General features: G+C 72.6%; 14 protein-coding genes. 8 read left to right on the top strand and 6 right to left on the bottom strand.

Features of this window, described 5'->3' with window-relative positions:
- Positions 1–42: 42 nt before the first annotated feature.
- Positions 43–912, top strand: coding sequence for a LysR family transcriptional regulator (locus tag AB0J76_RS04935; protein ID WP_352318348.1), 870 nt, complete (start codon positions 43–45; stop codon positions 910–912).
- On the opposite strand, the gene AB0J76_RS04930 is transcribed toward AB0J76_RS04935, so the two are convergent.
- Positions 840–5666 (bottom strand): hypothetical protein, encoded by a 4827-nt coding sequence (locus tag AB0J76_RS04930; protein ID WP_352318350.1) that lies wholly within the window; start codon positions 5664–5666, stop codon positions 840–842. The genes AB0J76_RS04935 and AB0J76_RS04930 overlap by 73 nt on opposite strands.
- Before the next feature lie 119 nt (positions 5667–5785).
- Positions 5786–6373 (bottom strand): helix-turn-helix domain-containing protein, encoded by a 588-nt coding sequence (locus AB0J76_RS04925; RefSeq protein ID WP_352318352.1) that lies wholly within the window; start codon positions 6371–6373, stop codon positions 5786–5788.
- Positions 6374–6456: 83 nt separating this feature from the next.
- On the opposite strand from AB0J76_RS04925, the gene AB0J76_RS04920 reads away from it, so the two are divergent.
- A complete protein-coding gene (locus tag AB0J76_RS04920) occupies positions 6457–7410 on the top strand; it encodes a zinc-binding dehydrogenase (RefSeq protein ID WP_352318354.1) in 954 nt (317 codons plus the stop codon).
- Between the two features lie 38 nt (positions 7411–7448).
- On the opposite strand, the gene AB0J76_RS04915 is transcribed toward AB0J76_RS04920, so the two are convergent.
- The gene (locus AB0J76_RS04915; protein ID WP_352318355.1) at positions 7449–8399 is read right to left on the bottom strand and encodes a serine hydrolase; all 951 of its coding nucleotides are present in this window, start codon (positions 8397–8399) and stop codon (positions 7449–7451) included.
- Positions 8400–8523: 124 nt separating this feature from the next.
- Here AB0J76_RS04915 and AB0J76_RS04910 point away from each other — a divergent pair, with 124 nt between their 5' ends.
- The 3 genes from AB0J76_RS04910 to AB0J76_RS04900 all read left to right on the top strand — a co-directional run bounded on the left by AB0J76_RS04910 (position 8524) and on the right by AB0J76_RS04900 (position 10875).
- Positions 8524–9507: a polyprenyl synthetase family protein gene (locus AB0J76_RS04910; protein ID WP_352318356.1), complete on the top strand. Its 984-nt coding sequence runs from the start codon at positions 8524–8526 to the stop codon at positions 9505–9507.
- Positions 9508–9591: 84 nt separating this feature from the next.
- Positions 9592–10266 (top strand): hypothetical protein, encoded by a 675-nt coding sequence (locus tag AB0J76_RS04905; RefSeq protein WP_352318357.1) that lies wholly within the window; start codon positions 9592–9594, stop codon positions 10264–10266.
- Positions 10267–10314: 48 nt separating this feature from the next.
- Positions 10315–10875 (top strand): hypothetical protein, encoded by a 561-nt coding sequence (locus tag AB0J76_RS04900; RefSeq protein WP_352318359.1) that lies wholly within the window; start codon positions 10315–10317, stop codon positions 10873–10875.
- On the opposite strand, the gene AB0J76_RS04895 is transcribed toward AB0J76_RS04900, so the two are convergent.
- Both AB0J76_RS04895 and AB0J76_RS04890 read right to left on the bottom strand, forming a co-directional pair.
- Positions 10853–12283, bottom strand: a complete 1431-nt coding sequence (locus tag AB0J76_RS04895) for an MFS transporter (protein WP_352318361.1) — start codon at positions 12281–12283, stop codon at positions 10853–10855. The genes AB0J76_RS04900 and AB0J76_RS04895 overlap by 23 nt on opposite strands.
- Positions 12284–12324: 41 nt before the next feature.
- Complete coding sequence (locus AB0J76_RS04890; protein ID WP_352318363.1) at positions 12325–13053, bottom strand: class I SAM-dependent methyltransferase; 729 nt, start codon at positions 13051–13053, stop codon at positions 12325–12327.
- A gap of 127 nt (positions 13054–13180) precedes the next feature.
- On the opposite strand from AB0J76_RS04890, the gene AB0J76_RS04885 reads away from it, so the two are divergent.
- The 3 genes from AB0J76_RS04885 (at position 13181) to AB0J76_RS04875 (ending at position 16052) form a co-directional block, all read left to right on the top strand.
- The gene (locus tag AB0J76_RS04885) at positions 13181–14560 is read left to right on the top strand and encodes an LCP family protein (RefSeq protein WP_352318364.1); all 1380 of its coding nucleotides are present in this window, start codon (positions 13181–13183) and stop codon (positions 14558–14560) included.
- A gap of 98 nt (positions 14561–14658) precedes the next feature.
- The gene (locus tag AB0J76_RS04880; protein WP_352318365.1) at positions 14659–15588 is read left to right on the top strand and encodes an ATP-binding protein; all 930 of its coding nucleotides are present in this window, start codon (positions 14659–14661) and stop codon (positions 15586–15588) included.
- A gap of 77 nt (positions 15589–15665) precedes the next feature.
- Positions 15666–16052, top strand: a complete 387-nt coding sequence (locus AB0J76_RS04875; RefSeq protein ID WP_352318367.1) for an SCO5389 family protein — start codon at positions 15666–15668, stop codon at positions 16050–16052.
- A gap of 35 nt (positions 16053–16087) precedes the next feature.
- Here AB0J76_RS04875 and AB0J76_RS04870 read toward each other — a convergent pair whose 3' ends face one another.
- Positions 16088–17068, bottom strand: a complete 981-nt coding sequence (locus tag AB0J76_RS04870; protein ID WP_352318369.1) for an LLM class flavin-dependent oxidoreductase — start codon at positions 17066–17068, stop codon at positions 16088–16090.
- Between the last annotated feature and the right edge of the window lie 3 nt (positions 17069–17071).

The following is a 17071-nucleotide window of genomic DNA, read 5'->3' as shown; positions in this document are numbered from 1 at the left end:
AGGTCCAGTTCGGATTTCTTCGTTCAAGCTTAAGATGAACTTATGCTCGACCCACGCAAGCTCCACCTGCTCCGCGAGCTGGCCAGACGCGGCACGATCACCGCCGTGGCCGAGGCGGTCACGTTCACCCCCTCGGCGGTCTCGCAGCAGCTCAGCGCCCTCGAACGGGAGGCGGGCGTGCCGCTGCTGGAACGTACCGGGCGCACGGTCACGCTCACCCCGGCCGGGCTGCTGCTGGTCGAGCACGCGCAGGCCGTCCTGGAACAGCTCGAACGCGCCTCGGCCGCGCTCGCCGCCGCCCGGGGCGGGCCGTCGGGCCCGCTGCGGATCGGCGCGTTCCCGACGGCCACCCGCGTACTGCTGCCGCCCGCGCTCGCCCTCCTGGCCGCGGACTGTCCGGGGCTGGAGCCGATGGTGGCCGAGATCGACCCCGCCGACGTCTCGGCGGCGCTGCGGGCGGGCGAGCTCGACGTCGCCCTCGTGCACGAGTACGACTTCGTGCCCCCGGTCACCGACGCCTCCATCGAGACCGAGCCGCTGTTCACCGAGCCGATGTACCTGACCGTCCGGGCCCGCGTCCTCGACGCCCGCGACGACCCGTGGATCATGGGCAAGCCGGGCACGCTCTGCCACACCATGGCGATCAGGGCCTGCCAGGCGGCCGGGTTCGAACCCCGGGTCCGGCACCACATCGACGACTTCGACACCGTGCTCGCCTTCGCCGCCGCGGGTCAGGGCGTCGCGCTCGTGCCCCGGCTGGCGGCGCTCACCCCGCCGGACGGCGTCCCGCTGACCCGCCTGCCCCTGAGCCGCCGCACGCGCGCGGCCTTCCGCCGCGGCTACGGCGACCATCCGGCGGTCCGCGCGGCCGTCGCCGCCTTCCACACCGCCGCCACCACCCTCCCCCTCTGACCGTCCCGCCCGCGGGCCCTCCGAAGGCCCCGCTCGCGTGAGCCGAGTCGCCGGCGCGGGGCCGCCTCCGCGGTCAGCGCGTACGGCAGGTCGAGCGCCGTGACGCATTCGGTGACCAGCCGCAGCCGGCGCCGCAGGCGGATCGGCGTCCACGGGCCCAGGTCGATCAGGAGCGCGAGCCGCTTCTCGCCCAGCCACCGGATCGCGGTCTCCACGTCCATGCCGTGCTCGCGGGCCAACTGTCCCGCGACCCAGGACGTGACCCGGCGGCGCGCGGGGCCGCTGTGCGGGAAGGCGCGCGGCGCCAGCAGGACGGGTACGGGGGCGGTGGGCTCGGCTTCGGCACGCCGTAGCAGCTCGGCGCCGAGCGCGTACAGCGCCTGGTGCCCGTCGTGCCGCGTGCCGGTGAGGGTGAGGGCGCCGCCGGCGGCGTCGAAGCGCCGTACCAGGCCGGGATCGGCGGGCGCCTGCCGCAGTCCGGCCCGCACACTCGCGATCAGCTGCTCCCGAACGGCGGTGTCGTGCCCGTCCGGCGGCGGCAGCCCCTCGTCCGGATCGATGCGCCGCACGAACGCGTGGATCGGCGGATTGCTCAGGTCCAGCCCTTCCGCGTGCATCGCGGCCACGAACCGGTTGGACCGGAACCACAGCACCCACGGTAGACCCCCCGTCATCATGTCGCCGACAAGGATGACCGGGGCCATCAGCACCGGCGCCACGACTCCGCCGACCGGGACGCCCAGGAGCAGCAGGCGCACATGACCGGGCACGGCAGGCAGCAGCCCCAGCTCGACGGCCCCGGCGAGCAGGGGGATCGTGAGGAGCGCCGCGAGCACGGACCGGTTCACCCGCGGCCGGTCCGACGCTCCGGACTGCTCGCCCTCGGCCAGCCTGAGCCACAGAGCGGGCAGCACCATGAACGCGCCGAACGCCACACCCCACCAAAATGTGCCCGTGAGCTGCGCCGGAGACGTCCCGTCGAACACCAGGAAGGCCGCGCCCAGCAGCAGCAGGCGCACCGCCAGTTGGGCGCCGAGATCCTTCCGTCGGCCGGGGAAGAGGTCGGCGTAGTCCTGGACCAAGACCCAGTACAGCAGCATGACCAGCACGCGAAGATCCGGGCCGGTCCAGGCGGAGATCTCCGCGGTCGTCCAGCCGAGGGCCGCGAAGGCCGTGCGGAAGACGTTCAGGAGGGGCGCGACGACATCGGGTTCGCCCGTGAGGAACCCGGTCACGGCCGGGATCGCGACCCCCAGTCCCTGCGCCAAAGGCGCCACCAGCAGGCCCACCGCCACTCCCAGCGGCACGCCGCACAGGCCGTACACGATCCGCCGCCACCGGCCCGCCGTGCCGATCGGACAGCGCGACCGCGGCCGGAGCATGGAGGCGGTCGTCAGCCAGGCGGCCAGCGCCGCCAGGGGCGTCCAGGTGGCCGCCGCCGGCCATCCGTAGCGGTGTGCCAGGGGCAGCCCCAGCCCGGTGAGCACCGCGGCGACGTACACGACCGGCAGGCAAAGACGCCGGACCAGGTCGGCTCTGACCGGCGACAGCGCGATCGACAGGAAGGGCGCGCGGGCGGCCAGGGACAAGGAGCGCAGCGTCCGCACGGGATCGTCACCGGGACGGCGGGCCAGGCCCTGGGCCACGAAACCGGCCAGGAAGCCGTAGCGCGCCGGATGCCGGCCTGCGCCCCGGGCAATCGGCAGCAGCCAGTCCGGCCGGATCAGCAGCTCCCACACGCCGGTGTCGCGGGCGGCGACGGCAAGCAGCTCCGGCGTGAGGTGGGCGGCACGGACCGGGCCGGGCAGCGGCAGGATGGCGAACGCCGCCGGCCCCCTGACGACCGTGGCCGACAGGGCGGCGTAGCTCAGCTCGTACCGCTCGCACAGGTCGGCGAGGAGGGCCAGCAGCGCCTTGCGGCGTCGCTCGGACAACGTGGCCAGGCCGTCGATGAGCAGGGCCGGGCGTCCGGCGCGCAGCCACCGGCCGGCCATGTCGCGCGGGATCCGGTGGTCGGCGGCGATGCGCGCCGCCAGCCAGGCCACCAGCGGATTGCCCGCCCTCTCGCCCCGCCTCCATTCCGGCGTCGGCCTCCAGGAGCCGACATCCACCAGGACGGGCAACCCGCCCGGCACCGCGGCGTCCGGGGGCGCGGCGTCGGCGGGGTGCAGGAGGGCGGCGGCCAGTTCGGCCAGGACGATCCGGCCGCCGCCATCGGGCGGCCCGACCAGCAGCGTCTGCGCCTCCAGCCGGGTCGGCAGGTCGCCCACGGGGATCAGCTCGCCGGGCCTCCGCCCCGGTGAGCGCGGCGTCACGAGCATCCCTAGCCGCTCCCGCCCCGCCAGGAGGTCGCGGACCCGGGCGGCCAGCAGCGCGTGATCGGCCGGGTAGCCGGCCGCGTCCTCGGCGGCCCGCCGATCGAGCGCGCCGGCGAAATGCTCCTTGATCAGCGGATGGCGGAACCGGTACTGGCCCAGCGTGCCGACCAGCAGGTCGCGCTCGGCGCCGAAGCGCAGGACCGGCATCAGTCGCCACGGCAGCCAGCCGCCGAGCGGCAACGCGATCCGCATGATCAGGTGATGCAGGGCTCTGAGCAAGGGCCTCGGCTCGGTCATCGCGATCGGAGCGAGCCAGGAGGCGGCCAGCGCCAGGATCGCGAGCGACCACAGTGCGGTCTCTCCGTCGAAGTCGCCGGCATCCGTCGTCAGGATCAGCGCCGCGCCCGCCGCCGCGGTCAGCACCGCGACCCGCTTGGTCACCGCGTTCTGCAGGATGCTCCGGCTGGTCACCGCCTCGGGGAAAGGATCGGCGGCGCGCCCAGGGCCGTCCCTCTCCCCCGCACCGGCCGGCGGGACGAGCAGGATGACCGCGGCGACGAGGACCATCATGGCCAGGAACGCCACCAGCAGGACCGCGTAGATCTCCACATAGGACATGGGCGGGGCGGGCAGCAGGAAGCACGCCGTCACCAGGCTCGCCAGGATGACGCCCGCCACGGCCCTGCCCGCCGGCGTGGGTGAGGCGACCACCTTCCACCCCGCCGCCGCCAGCAGGGCCGACAGCATCAACAACCAGTGGACGGGCGCGGGCAGCGGGCGTGCCAGCTCGGTCAACCCCCACGATGCCAGCCACAGCACGCCGCCCGAGGTGACCCCCAGCGCCGCGCCGGCCGCGTGCACCGCGATCAGGTGCCGCATCCCCGCCGACGGTGAGCCGGGCGCGTACGGCAGCCCGGCGAAGACCTCCCGGGACGCGCCCACCAGCACGGCGATCGCGGCGAAGTAGGCCACGCCGCCCACGGCGCTGCCCAGGTGCCGTGCCAGCGGCAGTGCCAGGCCGACCGCCGCCAGGGCCGCTCCCGCCCAGGGCAGACCGTGCAGCAGCGTCAGAGCCCTCGCCTCGGGGGACGGGACGATCCAGCGGTACACCGTGCGCAGATCGTCCTCCCCGTCCACGGCCGCGAGCCGGCGCAGTGAGCGGCGCGCCCTGGCCGGCGGCATGCGCGGCGACGGACGTGAGGCGATCATGGCCTGCTCGTACAGGGCCAGGAGCTCGCCGGGCAGCGCGCGGCCCGGCAGTCCGGCGGCGGAGCCGCCGGTGCTCGCGTCGGCGGCGATCTGCAACCACAGGGGCGTGGTCACCAGCGCGCCGAGGTCGCTGTCCCGCCGCAACAACGCACGCAGCGCTTCGAAGCGCTCGTCGCCCGCCTCCGCGTAGGCACGCACCTCCTCGATGGTCAGCGCTTCGATGCGGACGGCGCCCTCCAGGCGCAGGCGCGTGTCCAGGCCCTCGTACTCGCCGCTGCGGCAGGTCACGACCACGGGTGGAGCGGCATCACCCGCGTGCAGTTCGTTGACCAGTCGCACCATCACCTCCCGTTCCTCGGGAGGGATCTCGTCCAGGCCGTCGAGCAGCAGCACCAGAGCGCCGTCGGCCAGCCAGCGCTTGGTGACGCCGGCCGGGATCTTGTAGCGGGCCCGCGCGGCCCGCGCGATCCACTCCTTCAGGTCCTCCACCGTCAGCGCCGGCGGTTCGGCGGGCCGCTGCCGGCTGTTGCGCTCCTCCCTCCGCAGCCGCCACCCCCGGGACCAGCCGGAGAGCCGCCGCAGCCATCGCGACCACGGCACGGCCGGCAGCCGGCGGCGGGGCCAGACGTCGCCGCGCAGCCCGGAATGGCTGGCCAGGGCCAGCACGATCGGAACCGGCTCCCGGTCCTCGGGCTCGGCCCGCTCGGCCCGCTCGGCAAGGGCCAGCGCCAGGCGGTGCAGCTCCGTGGTCTTGCCCGCTCCCGGCGCGCCGACCAGCAGCATCGACCCGCGAAGGTCGTCGAACACCGAGACGACCTCCGCCTCCGGCCGTGGCCGAAGCGCCCGGTGCCCGGCGTCCTCCACCGGTGCGAGCACCAGCTCCGGGGCCTCGCGGAAACGCAGGCGCAGGGGCGGGAGTCCGAGCTCCAGGCGTTCCGACGCCTCGCGGCGCACGTCGTCCAACGCGCGGGCACGGGCCTTCGACGCCGGCGGGTCACCGTCCTCGGCCGGGGACCGCTCCCCGGTCGCCAGCAGGCGGACCGCCAGCGTCGCGCTGATCACGGTGACGGCCGCCAGCGCCACGTAGGTCAGCCAGGGGCGGGAGGCGAACGGCTCCGGCGGGGGGCCGGCGGTGGCGAAGTTCGTCAGCAGGGCGGACAGCGCGGCCATCCCCACCGCGGCAACGGCCAGGGCGGCGGCCCTCCGGCTGGCTCGACGCCCCGGCATGGACCCTCGTCACCCCCGTTCGCGTTCTCGCCTCTCACGGGGTTATCGCGAAGGTGCGCGAAGTGTTGCACGCCAGGCCGTCCGACAGCTCTGTGCCGGTCGGGCGGCGGCCGGGGCGCCTAGCGGGCGGGCCTGCCGAGCAGGCCCTCGGCCAGGGCGGCGAAGCTGCGGGCGAGCCGCGCGCTGTCCCCCGCCCGCAACCGGCTCGCGATCGGCTCCATGTGCAGGGACCCGAGCAGCAGGTGCGCGATCTCGTCCGCGTCCACGTCGGGGCGGCCCTCGGTGATCAGCGCGGTGACGTGCCGGTGCCAGCCGGTGTAGATCGGGTTGGTCTCCCGGGGCTCGGATCTGCTGGTCGCGACCGCGTGCTCGTGCGCCGCCACCAGGTTGCCGTTGCGCGCCGCCAGCTCGGCCACCGCGCCCAGGAAGGCGACCAGCCGCTCGACGGGCGGCGCTCCGGGGCCGAGCGGCGGCGGGCCCTCGGCCACCGCCTTGTCCAGCTCGCGGGCCCGCTCGCTCATCAGCTCCCGCATCAGCCCCGTACGGCTGCCGAACCGGTGGAACACCGTCCCCTTGCCCACGCCGGCGGCCACCGCCACGCGCTCGACGGAGACCTGCTCGGGCGGGTGGCGGCGAAGCAGTTCCTCCGCCGCCCGCAGGATCGCCCGCCTGTTGCGCGCGGCGTCGGCCCGCTCTTGACGTTCCATCCGGTCATTGTTGCCCATCGACAAACTTGACCAGCGGTCCATATATTAACTGGACCAACGGTTCACATAGAGACGGGACAACCATGCGTGCCATCCAGCTCGACGCCATCGGCGGCCCCGAGACCCTGCGGCCGGTGGACCTGCCCCGCCCGCGCCCCGAGGCCGGCCAGGTCCTCCTCCGCGCGCGGGCGATCGGCGTCAGCTACGCCGAGACGCAGATCCGCTCCGGCGCGCTGCCGTTCCCGCTGCCGCTGCCCGTCGTGCCCGGCGCGGAGGCGGTCGGCGAGGTCGTCGAGCTCGGCGAGGGCGTGGACGACGGCCTGCTCGGCACCGTGCGCGTGGGGGTGACCGGCGGCCTCGGCGCCTACGCGGAGTACGTGGCCATGCCCGCCGCCCTGACCTGCCCCGTCCCCGAGGACGTGCCGCCCCTGGAGGCCCTGGCCGGGGCCGCGCCCGGCGCGATCGCCCTCACCCTGCTGCACCGGGCGGGGCTCGGCGGCGGGGAGACCGTGCTGGTCGAGGCGGGCGCCAGCGCGGTCGGCGGCTACGTCGTGGCGCACGCCAAGGAGTTCGGGGCGGCCCGGGTGATCGCCACCGCGGGCTCGCCCGCCAAGCGGCAGCGGGCCCTCGACCTGGGCGCCGACCAGGTCCTGGACCACGGCGACCCCGGCTGGCCGGACGCGCTGCCGGACGTCGACGTGGCCTTCGAGTCGATCGGCGGCGCGTCGGCCCGGCGGGTGCTCGACCGGCTCGTGCCCGGCACCGGACGGATGTTGTTCTACGGCATGCTGAGCGGCGAGCCCGCCGCCGTCACGGCCGCCGACCTGATGGAACGCGGCGTGACCGTCGTCGGCTGCAGCGGCCCCGGCTGGGCCGGCCAGGTGTTCGGCACGCACTATCCCGAGATGCTGGCCCGGCTCGGCTCGGGACGCAGCCGCCCAGTCGTCCACGAGACCCTGCCGCTGGCCGAGGCGGCGAAGGCCCACCGGCTCCTGGAGTCGCGCGCGGTCACGGGCCGCGTCCTGCTGGTGCCGTGAGCGGTCACGGGCCGCGTCCTGCTGGTGCCGTGAGCGGCTCAGCGGTCCAGGACGGCGTCCAGCACGGCCGTGGCGCTGACCTGCTCGGCGTTGTAGTCGCCGGCCGTCACCGCGACGACCAGTTCCTCGCCGGGCAGCACGAGCAGCCGCTGGCCGCCGTTCCCGATCGCCTCGGTCCACGGCCGGTCGCCGGTGCTGACGTACCACTGGTAGCCGTAGCGGAAGTCGCCGTCGATGACGACGCGCGGCCGCGTCATCTCGCGCACCCACTGCTCGGGGACGATGCCCAGCCCGCCGCCGAGCACCAGCCGGCCGAGCGCGGCCAGGTCGAGGGGCCGCAGCCGCAGCCCGGCCGCGGCCATCGCCACGCCGTCCGTGCCCTTGACCCACTCGGTTCTGGTGATGCCGAGCGGCTCGAACAGCGCCTTGGCGGCGTACTCCGCCAGCGGTTCGCCGGCGCCCCGCGCGATGAGCCCGCCGAGCAGGGCCGAGGCGCCGCCGCAGTACCGCCACCGCTTCCCGGCCTCCTCGACCACCGGGCGTTCCAGGACGAACCGGTACCGGTCAGGGGCGAGCTCCATCGCGATCTCGCTGTTGGCCGGGCTCGTGTACGGCAGGTCCTCGTTCCAGTCGATCCCGAGCGTCATGGTGAGCGCGTGCGCGACGGTGAGGTGCGCCCGGGCCGGATCAGCCACCAGATCCGGATATTCGGGGAACTGCTCCACCAGCCTCGCGTCCGGCGGCGGCACCAGCCCGTCGCGCAGGGCCACGCCGTACAGCAGCGCGACCACGCTCTTGGTGACCGACCGCACGTCGTGCGGCGTGTCGCGGTCGAACACGACGTGCCGGGGCTCCTCGGTGATCCGCTGGTCGACGCCCGCGCCGTAGTGCTCGACGACGACCTCGCCGCCGCGCATGACCACGACCGCGTGCAGATTGGGCGCCGTGCCGGCCTTCAGGACCGCCTCGACCCGCTCCGCCATTCCCATGATGTCCTCCTAGGCCCGGGGGACATCCTTTCGTACCCGCTCACACGATGTCAGGGTCAAGGGCTGAGAGCGTCCTCAGCGTCTCTCAGGAGCGGCACAGCGACGCGGGAGCAGGCTTGGCCCCATGGAGCAACTCGTGAACAGCCCGGCCGTCGCCCAAGGTCTGCGCAAGGTGGAGGCCAGGATCAGGCGGCTCAGCGGCTCGTCGGCGCTGCCGGGGATCAACGCGGGCGCCGGTCGGATCGTCAGCGCCGGCGGCAAGCGGTTGCGTCCGGCGCTGACGCTGGCGACCTCGCTCGCCCTCGGCAAGGCCCCCGACCGCCGGGTGGTCACGGCCGCCGCGTGCGTCGAGCTGATCCACGCCGGCTCACTCGTGCACGACGACCTCATGGACCGGGCGACCGAGCGGCGCGGCATCCGTACGCTCAATGCCGAGCTGGGCGACGGCAAGGCCCTGGTGATCGGCGACTTCATGCTGGCCAGGGCGGGGCTGGCGGCCATCACCGCAGTGTCCAGGCCGGTCGCCGAGGTGCTCGCGGCCACCGTGGTGGAGCTGGCCGAGGGCCAGTACCTGGAGACGAGCGACCTGTTCAACCCGGCCAGGACCAGGGAGAGCGCGCTGCGTTCGATCACCGGCAAGACCGCCGCGCTGTTCCGGGCCGGCTGCCTGGCGGCGGCCGTCTGCGCGCGGGCTTCGACCGAGGACCGGGCGCGCGTGGCGGCGTACGGCGAGAAGTTCGGGCTGATCTTCCAGGTGCTGGACGACCTGCTCGACCTGACCGCCTCCAGCGCCCAGCTCGGCAAGCCGGCCGGCAACGACCTGCGGCAGGGCGTCTACAGCCTGCCGCTGCTCCTGTCCGGCACCGACCTCGGCGACCTGCTCGGCCGCGACATGAGCGACGAGCAGGTGGACGAGGCGCTGCGCCGGCTGCGCGCGGGCGACCTGGTGGCCAACACGCTGGAGTTCTGCCGCGGCCTGGCCTCGGACGCGCTGGCCGCCCTCCCGGTGATCCACGACAGCGAGATCGCGGCCCTGCTGTACGGCCTCCCGACGGCCTACATCGACCACGTCGCGGGGGTGTCGTCGCAGTTGACGAGCGTCAGTTGAGATTTGTTGGAACAATTGGTAGAAATCGCCTCCACAACCCGGCGAATCGCGCTAATACTGGAGTCACGCACTACAGGAGCGCACATGCGAAAGATCCCCCCTCGCATGATGATCCGGGACGACGGGCTTGAGTCCAGTCACTTCCTCCAGCTCGCCGCCGTGGACTTCACCGGCATCTACGCGGTCCACCTGGCCGCGAAGGAAGAACGGCTGAAGATGACCAGGCTCGCCATGAGCCTGTTGTCCGGGCCGTTCCTGGCGGCCATCGCCCTGACCAGCGCCAAGGTGGTGGACCCGCAAAGTCTCACGGACTGGCAGCGCGTGCCGTGGTACCTGTTCGCCCTGGTCACGGCGTTCGGGGTGCTCAGCGTGCTGCCGTTCCTGCGGCTGATCGAGGCGGTCCGCGCGCACGCCAGGACGGCCCGCGCGATCAACAACTTCCGCCTGCTGTACGCCACCAGGCTCAAGGACCGGCTCGGCTGGAGCCCGAACCTGCCGATCGACCCCCGCTTCCCGGAGACGTACGCGCCGCTGGCCTGGCCCGGGATCAACGTGACGACCCTGGCGCTGGCGAACTCGACCTACCTGACGGTGGGCCTGACCGGCCTGTGCGGGCAGGCGCCCAACCTGCTCCTGCTCGCCTTCGGCATCCTCCTGGTCACGCTGGTCCACTACGCCGTCTACTACGTGCGCTGCAACGTGACCAGGCGGCGCCGGCGCCCGCGCGACCCCTACGAGTACCCGGATCAGGAGACCTGAATGCCCGGCCCTGCGTTATGGGCGTCATGTGGGGAGGCGTGGATGTGGATGATGCGACATGTCTGGACGGCGGGCACACTCGCCGACGACGACCGCGGCCCCGTGATCGAGGCCCCGTCCGTGCTGTTCGAGATCGCCGAGGTGCGGGGCGACGACCCGATCATCGCGCGGTACGGCGACGCCGAGCGGCTGGCCCTCTACAGCAGGAAGTTCAGCGAGGACACGATCGTGCCGCCGTTCAAGTACAGCTACGGCGCCCGGATCAGGGGGCAGCTCGCCTGGGCGGCCGACCTGCTGCGGGTCAAGCCGTACAGCAAGAGCGCGTGGATCTCGCTGACCATCCCCGGCGAGCCGTACGACGCGGTGCCCTGCCTGATCGGCGTGGCGTTCCGGATCCGGGACGGCGCGCTCGCCATGACCGCGACCTTCCGCTCACAGAACGCCTTCACCAGCTACCTCAACTACCTGCCGCTCGCCGAGGTGCACGCGTCCATGGCCCGCGACCTGGACCTGGACCGCGGGCCGATGCGGGTGTTCGTGGACGTGCCGCACCTGTACCTGGCCGACAGCACCCAGGTGCTGCGCGTCATGCGGCCCGCGCGGCGGTGAGCGGCGCGGCGATCTCCTCCAGCCCCTTGCGCTCGGCCTTGACCCCGAAGGCCAGCTCGACCAGCCCCGCGACGATCATCACGATCGCGCCGATCGAGAACGCCAGCGCCGTGTCGCCCGGCGCGCCGCTCTCCACCAGCGAGGCGAACACGAGCGGGCCGGCGATGCCGCCGGCGGCCGTGCCGATGGCGAAGAAGAACGCGATGGCCATCGCCCTGGTCTCCATGGGGAAGATCTCGCTCACCGTCAGGTACGCCGCGCTGGCCCCCGCCGAGGCCACGAAGAGCACCACCGACCAGCAGAGGGTCAGCGTCATCGCGGTCAGCGCGCCCTGGTTGAACAGCCAGGCGGTGCCGAGCAGCAGCACCCCGGAGCCGATGTAGGTGGCCGAGATCATGGGAACCCGGCCGACGGTGTCGAAGAGCCTGCCGAGCAGCAGCGGGCCGAGGAAGTTGCCGACCGCGATGATCGCGAAGTAGTAGCCCGTGTGCGAGTCGATCTTGAAGAACGTGGTCAGGATCTGGGCGTAGCCGAAGGTGATCGCGTTGTAGAGGAACGCCTGGCCGATGAAGAGCGACAACCCGAGCACCGTGCGCTTGGGGTAGAGCGCGACCATCGTGTGCGCGATCTTCAGGAAGCCGATCGACCTGCGCTGGTGGATGGTCATCGACTCCTGCGGCTCGGGCAGGTCCCGGCCGATCTGTCGTTCGATGTCGTCCACGATCTGCTCGGCCTCGCGGTCGCGTCCGTGGATGAACAGCCAGCGGGGGCTCTCCGGGACGTTCCTGCGTACCAGCAGGATGGCCAGGCCGAGCACCACGCCCAGCCCGAACGCCACCCGCCAGCCGATGTTGACCGGCAGGTCGTTCAGCAGCGGCACGGTCAGCAGGGCGCCGCCCGCCGCGCCGAGCCAGTAGCTGCCGTTGATGATGATGTCGATGCGTCCCCGGTGGTGGCTCGGGATCAGCTCGTCGATGGCCGAGTTGATGGCCGCGTACTCGCCGCCGATGCCGAAACCGGTCATGAAGCGGAACAGGAAGAACCACCAGGCGTCGAAGGACAGGGCGGTCATCAGCGTCGCCGCGAGGTAGACCACGAGCGTCAGCAGGAACAGCTTCTTCCTGCCGAACCTGTCGGTCAGCCAGCCGAAGAACAGCGCCCCCACGCAGGCCCCGGCCACGTAGAGGGCCGCGGCGAGGCCGGCGACCTGCGCCTGGGTGATGTCCAGGCCGCTGCCGGGCTTGGCCAGCTGCCCGGACAGGTTGCCGACGATGGTGACCTCCAACCCGTCGAGCACCCATACCGTGCCGAGACCGATGACGATCATCCAGTGCCAGCGGGACCACGGCAGGCGGTCCAGCCGTGCGGGCACCTTGGTAGTTACCGTGCCGGTATCCACGTCGCTCATAAGGGCACTTGGGTACCCGGTAAACGGACGGCAAACGTTCCCTACAAGGCAGGTTTTCTGGCCTCGACCAGGGTGGTGCCGAACCAGGGGCCGCCGTACCACAGGCGGGCGCCCAGGTCGCGCCGGCGGATGTCGATCACGCCCAGGTCGCGCAGGGCGTCCTCGTAGTCGGGCGCGTACCGGAAGTCGGCGATCAGCATGAGCCCGCCGGGCCGCAGCACCCGATGGGCCTCCCCGATGGCCTGCCGGCGGCCTTCGGCGGCGGGGATGTTGTGGATCGCCAGGCTCGACACGACGACGTCGAACGCGCCGTCCTCGAACGGCAGGTCGCGCATGTCGCCCGTGACCAGGTCGATCCGGTCGGCGACGCCTTCGGCCGCGGCGTTGGCCAGGGTGACGGCCGCGGCGTTGCCCGACTGGTCCTTCGAGCTCCACAGGTCGACGCCGGCGGCCCGTCCGGAGGTGAGCCGGGCGGCGGCGGCCAGCAGCACCGCGCCGCGCCCGCAGCCGAGGTCGAGCACCCGCTCACCGCCTTCGAGCGGCTCCAGCAGCTCGGCCCAGACGGCGAACTTGCCCCGGCGCGTGGTGTAGAGGTAGCTGGCCGCGCTGGCCAGCGTGTAGAGCCCGCCGAAGGCGAAGGCGATCCCGGCGGCGGGGATGTCCAGCACGAAGGAGACCGCCGCGAGAGCCAGCAGGACGATCGCCCCGAAGAGCAGTCCGCCGAGGGCCCACGGTGCGTCAAATCCGTAGCTACCGTGTCGAGTGCTCACGTTCACGTTATATCTCAAGAGGGTCTTGACCGGGAATTGAGCAAACACTTCCCCTTCACCCTCAAATAGCCCGCAACGCAATAACTATGGTGACTTGGATGGGCTGGCATTGGGGGTTTGACCAGGCATGACAGGGAAACAACGCGAATTCGGCCTAGGAGCGAGCATCGCGCTGACGGTGGCGTCGGCCGCGCTGTGGGGGGTGGCGCACCTGGCCACCCACCGTCACCGGATGGGCATCGCCCTCATGGCGGCCTACGTGCTGATGCTCGCCGGCGTCCTGACGGTGTTCACGGCGTTCAGCACCCGTCTGTTGTCGCTGGCGGTCCAGCCCGGCTGGCTCACGGTGCTCACCGTGGCGCTGGTCGGGATCGCGCTGGCGTGGACCGCCGTGATCATCCGGTCGTTCCTGCTCGTCCGTCCCGACTCCTCCGACACGGCCGGACGTTTCCTGACCACCACGCTCGCGGCCGCCCTCTGCGCGCTCGTCCTGGCCCCCACCGCGTACGCCACCCGCATGGCCTACCTGTCCCGCGACGTCGTCAGCCACGTCTTCGCCACCACCACCGGCAGCGCCCCCGTCGTCGCCCAGGACCCGTGGAACGGCGCGAAGCGCGTCAACTTCCTGCTGATCGGCGCGGACGCCGCCCCCGGCCGCCCCGGCGTGCGCACCGACAGCATGACCGTGGCCAGCGTGGACACCGAGACCGGCGCCACCACCCTGTTCGGCCTGCCGCGCAACCTGCAGCGGGTCCAGCTCCCGCACGGCCCGGCCAGGAGCCGCTTCCCCTTCGGCTTCACCGGCGACGGCCCCAGCACCCCCGGTCTGCTCAACGAGATCTTCCAGTACGCCGAGGACCACCCGGAGATGGTCCCCGGCGCGGGCAAGGGCAAGCGCGGCCCGTCGCTGCTCAAGCGCACGGTCAGCGACATCCTCGGCATCCCGGTCACCTACTACGCCATGGTCGACATGAAGGGCTTCGCCGAGATCGTCGACGCGATGGGCGGCGTCCGGGTCACCGTCAAGGACCCCATCGTGTACGGCAGGTACCGCGAGGGCCTGCTGCCCGCCGGCACCCGCAAGCTGTCCGGCGAGGAGGCCCTCTGGTACGGCCGCTCCCGCACCGACAGCGACGACTACGTCCGCATGGGCCGCCAGAAGTGCCTGCTCAACGCGGTGGCCAAGCAGGCCGATCCGATGACCGTGCTCAAGAGCTTCGAGAAGCTGGCCGCGGCCACCAAGCGGGCCATCTCCAGCGACGTGCCCCAGGACCTGCTGCCCGCCCTGATCGAGCTGTCGGACAAGGTGAAGGACACCAGGATCCGGAGCCTCAGCTTCGTGCCGCCGCTGATCAGCACCGTCACGCCCGACTGGTACCTGATCAGGCGCAAGGTCTCCGAGGCCCTGGACGAGCGCCCGGCCAACCGGTCGGCGAGCGCGCACCACTCCGCCGCCCCGACCCAGGACCCGGAGACCCCGGTCAACCTGGACGCCGCCTGCGGTTGACTCTCACTTTCCCGACAGCCATCTCCCGAGCACGGAGTGTGGCATGATGGTGCGCGAGCCCAACGGAAACGATTTTCATCGTCATTTCAGGAGCGCACGTGAGAGTGGCATTCGTCGGCAAGGGCGGCAGCGGGAAGACGACGATCTCGGCGCTGTTCGCGCGGCACGTGGCGGCCCAGGGCGACCCGGTGGTCGTCATGGACGCCGACATCAACCAGCACCTGGCCCTGGTGCTCGGCCTCGACGCCCAGCCCGAGCCGCTCGGGGCCCACCTCACCGAGATCAAAGACCTGCTGCGCGGCGACAACCCGCGCATCGCCTCGGCCGAGACCATGGTCAAGACCACCCCGCCGGGCCGCGGCTCGCGCCTGCTGAGCTTCGACGACCTGGCCGCGCTCGACTACGCCGTGACCACCCCCCATGGCCTGCGCCTGCTGGCCACCGGCCCGTTCGACGACGACGACCTCGGCGTGGCCTGCTACCACTCGAAGGTCGGCGCGGTGGAGCTGCTGCTCAACCACCTGGTCGACGGCCAGGGCGAATACGTCGTGGTCGACATGACCGCCGGCTCCGACTCCTTCGCCTCCGGGCTGTTCACCCGGTTCGACCTGACCTTCCTCGTCGCCGAGCCGACCAGGCAGGGCGTGAGCGTCTACCAGCAGTACCGCGACCACGCCGCCAAGTACGACGTCGCGCTCGCCGTGGTCGGCAACAAGGTCCACGGCCCGTCCGACGTGGAGTTCCTCCGCGCGCACGTGGGCGACGACCTGCTGACCTGGATGGAGCACTCCTCGGCGGTGCGCGCCATGGAGCAGGGCCGCCACTTCACGCTCGACGACCTGGAGCCGGCCAACACCGAGGCGCTGGCCGTCCTGCGCAAGACCCTCGACGCGCAGGAGAAGGACTGGCCGCGCTTCGGCCGCCAGACCGCCGAGTTCCACCTGCGCAACGCCCGCGCGTGGGCCAACGCCCGAACGGGAGCCGACCTGGCCGAGCAGATCGATCCTGACTTCGTCTACGGCCCCTAAAACGCACCTCCAGGCCTCTGGAGCTACCCACTTCCCCCACATAACGTCAGATTCGATCCCCTTCGAGAGGAGACAGCATGTCGCTGACCGTCCCGAACGATCTGCTGGACCAGGCCCGAGCCGGAGACGTGGACGACGCCGCGTTCGTCGCCTGCGTCCGCGACTCACTCCCCTACGCGTGGTCGCTGATCAGCGATCTGGTCGCCGAGCGCGCGCAGAGCGGAGCCGAGTTCGCCGACAACCAGGTGCCACCGCCGTCCGAGGAGGCACGCGGCCAGCTCCTGCGGTGTCTGGCGAGCGACGCGATGCGCGGCGCGCTCGAACGCCACTTCGGCGTACGGCTGGCCTTCCAGAACTGCCACCGGGTCGCCGTCTTCGACCCGTCGGCCACCAAGGCCCTCGACGAGTTCGTCACCCCACGGGCCCAGATCCTCAACCAGAAACCGGAGCTGGTCGACTGCTGAACCCACGGGCGAGCCGGGCCGTCCCGGCTCGCCCCTCAGCCCGTCAACAGGGGGAGGACCTCGGCGCCGATGCGGCGCACGTCCTCCAGGGCCCGCCGGTGGTCGCCGATGCCCTCCACGGTCAGGATGACGTGCTCGATCCCGGTGCTCTCGGCCGTGCGCAGCAGCACCTCGGCGCAGTGGGCCGGCGAGCCGACCGGATGGATGCGCGTCAGCAGGTCGACGTAGGCGGCGACGTCCCGCGAGGGGCGCGGCCGGCCGTCCACCGGCAGGTATCCGGCCAGCCCGGGGCCCAGCCACGCGGGCATCGACTCCTTGAGCTCCCGGACGGCCGCCTCCGTCGAGTCGGCCACGTGCGCCACCCCGGCCGCCAGGTGCCCCACGGGGCTCCCGCCGCGCGCGACGTGCTCGGCGACCAGCAGGGCCTTGTCGTGGTCGCCGATGTGCATGCCGAGCAGCATCGGCAGCCCGCGCTCGGCCGCCAGCGCCACCGTCGAGCCCGACGTGCACGCCACCACGGGCCGCAGCCGGGCCCGCGGCACCAGGGCGACCTCCCTGAACCGGAAGAACTCCCCCTCGGCCGCCACCGACCCCGCGGACAGGGCCTCGACCAGCAGGTCCAGCGACTCGGCGAAGCCCCGCTCGAACCGGTCGAGCCCGGTGCCGAACACCTCCAGGTCGACCCACGGGCCGCCCCTGCCGACGCCGGGCGTGAACCGCCCGCCCGACAGGTGGTGGAGCATCGCCGCCTGCTCGGCCAGCGCCACAGGATGCTGGGACGACAACACGCTGACCGCCGTGCCGAGCCCGATCCGGCTGGTACGCCCCGCCGCCACGGCGGCCAGCGTGACCGCCGACGGGCACACGCCGTAGGACATGAAGTGGTGCTCGGCGATCCAGGCGTCGTGGAACCCGGCCGCCTCGGCGGCCTCGATCAGCTCCACCGAGTTCCGCAGGACCTGCCCTGGATCCTGGCCGGGAAAGCAGGCCGCGATGACGAAGATCCCGATCCGCACTCC

Origin of the sequence: Nonomuraea sp. NPDC049624, from assembly GCF_040675255.1 — a bacterium.
Taxonomy (GTDB): Bacteria; Actinomycetota; Actinomycetes; order Streptosporangiales; family Streptosporangiaceae; genus Nonomuraea.
The sequence above is the reverse complement of the archived record's forward strand: the minus strand, read 5'-3'. Positions and strand labels throughout refer to the sequence as shown.

Bases quoted from the DNA above. Each gene is read 5' to 3' on its own strand.
- AB0J76_RS04935 (WP_352318348.1), top strand. From the start codon at position 43: ATGCTCGACCCACGCAAGCTCCACCTGCTCCGCGAGCTGGCCAGACGC.
- AB0J76_RS04930 (WP_352318350.1), bottom strand. From the start codon at position 5,666: ATGCCGGGGCGTCGAGCCAGCCGGAGGGCCGCCGCCCTGGCCGTTGCC.
- AB0J76_RS04925 (WP_352318352.1), bottom strand. From the start codon at position 6,373: ATGGAACGTCAAGAGCGGGCCGACGCCGCGCGCAACAGGCGGGCGATC.
- AB0J76_RS04920 (WP_352318354.1), top strand. From the start codon at position 6,457: ATGCGTGCCATCCAGCTCGACGCCATCGGCGGCCCCGAGACCCTGCGG.
- AB0J76_RS04915 (WP_352318355.1), bottom strand. From the start codon at position 8,399: ATGGGAATGGCGGAGCGGGTCGAGGCGGTCCTGAAGGCCGGCACGGCG.
- AB0J76_RS04910 (WP_352318356.1), top strand. From the start codon at position 8,524: ATGGAGCAACTCGTGAACAGCCCGGCCGTCGCCCAAGGTCTGCGCAAG.
- AB0J76_RS04905 (WP_352318357.1), top strand. From the start codon at position 9,592: ATGCGAAAGATCCCCCCTCGCATGATGATCCGGGACGACGGGCTTGAG.
- AB0J76_RS04900 (WP_352318359.1), top strand. From the start codon at position 10,315: ATGATGCGACATGTCTGGACGGCGGGCACACTCGCCGACGACGACCGC.
- AB0J76_RS04895 (WP_352318361.1), bottom strand. From the start codon at position 12,283: ATGAGCGACGTGGATACCGGCACGGTAACTACCAAGGTGCCCGCACGG.
- AB0J76_RS04885 (WP_352318364.1), top strand. From the start codon at position 13,181: ATGACAGGGAAACAACGCGAATTCGGCCTAGGAGCGAGCATCGCGCTG.
- AB0J76_RS04875 (WP_352318367.1), top strand. From the start codon at position 15,666: ATGTCGCTGACCGTCCCGAACGATCTGCTGGACCAGGCCCGAGCCGGA.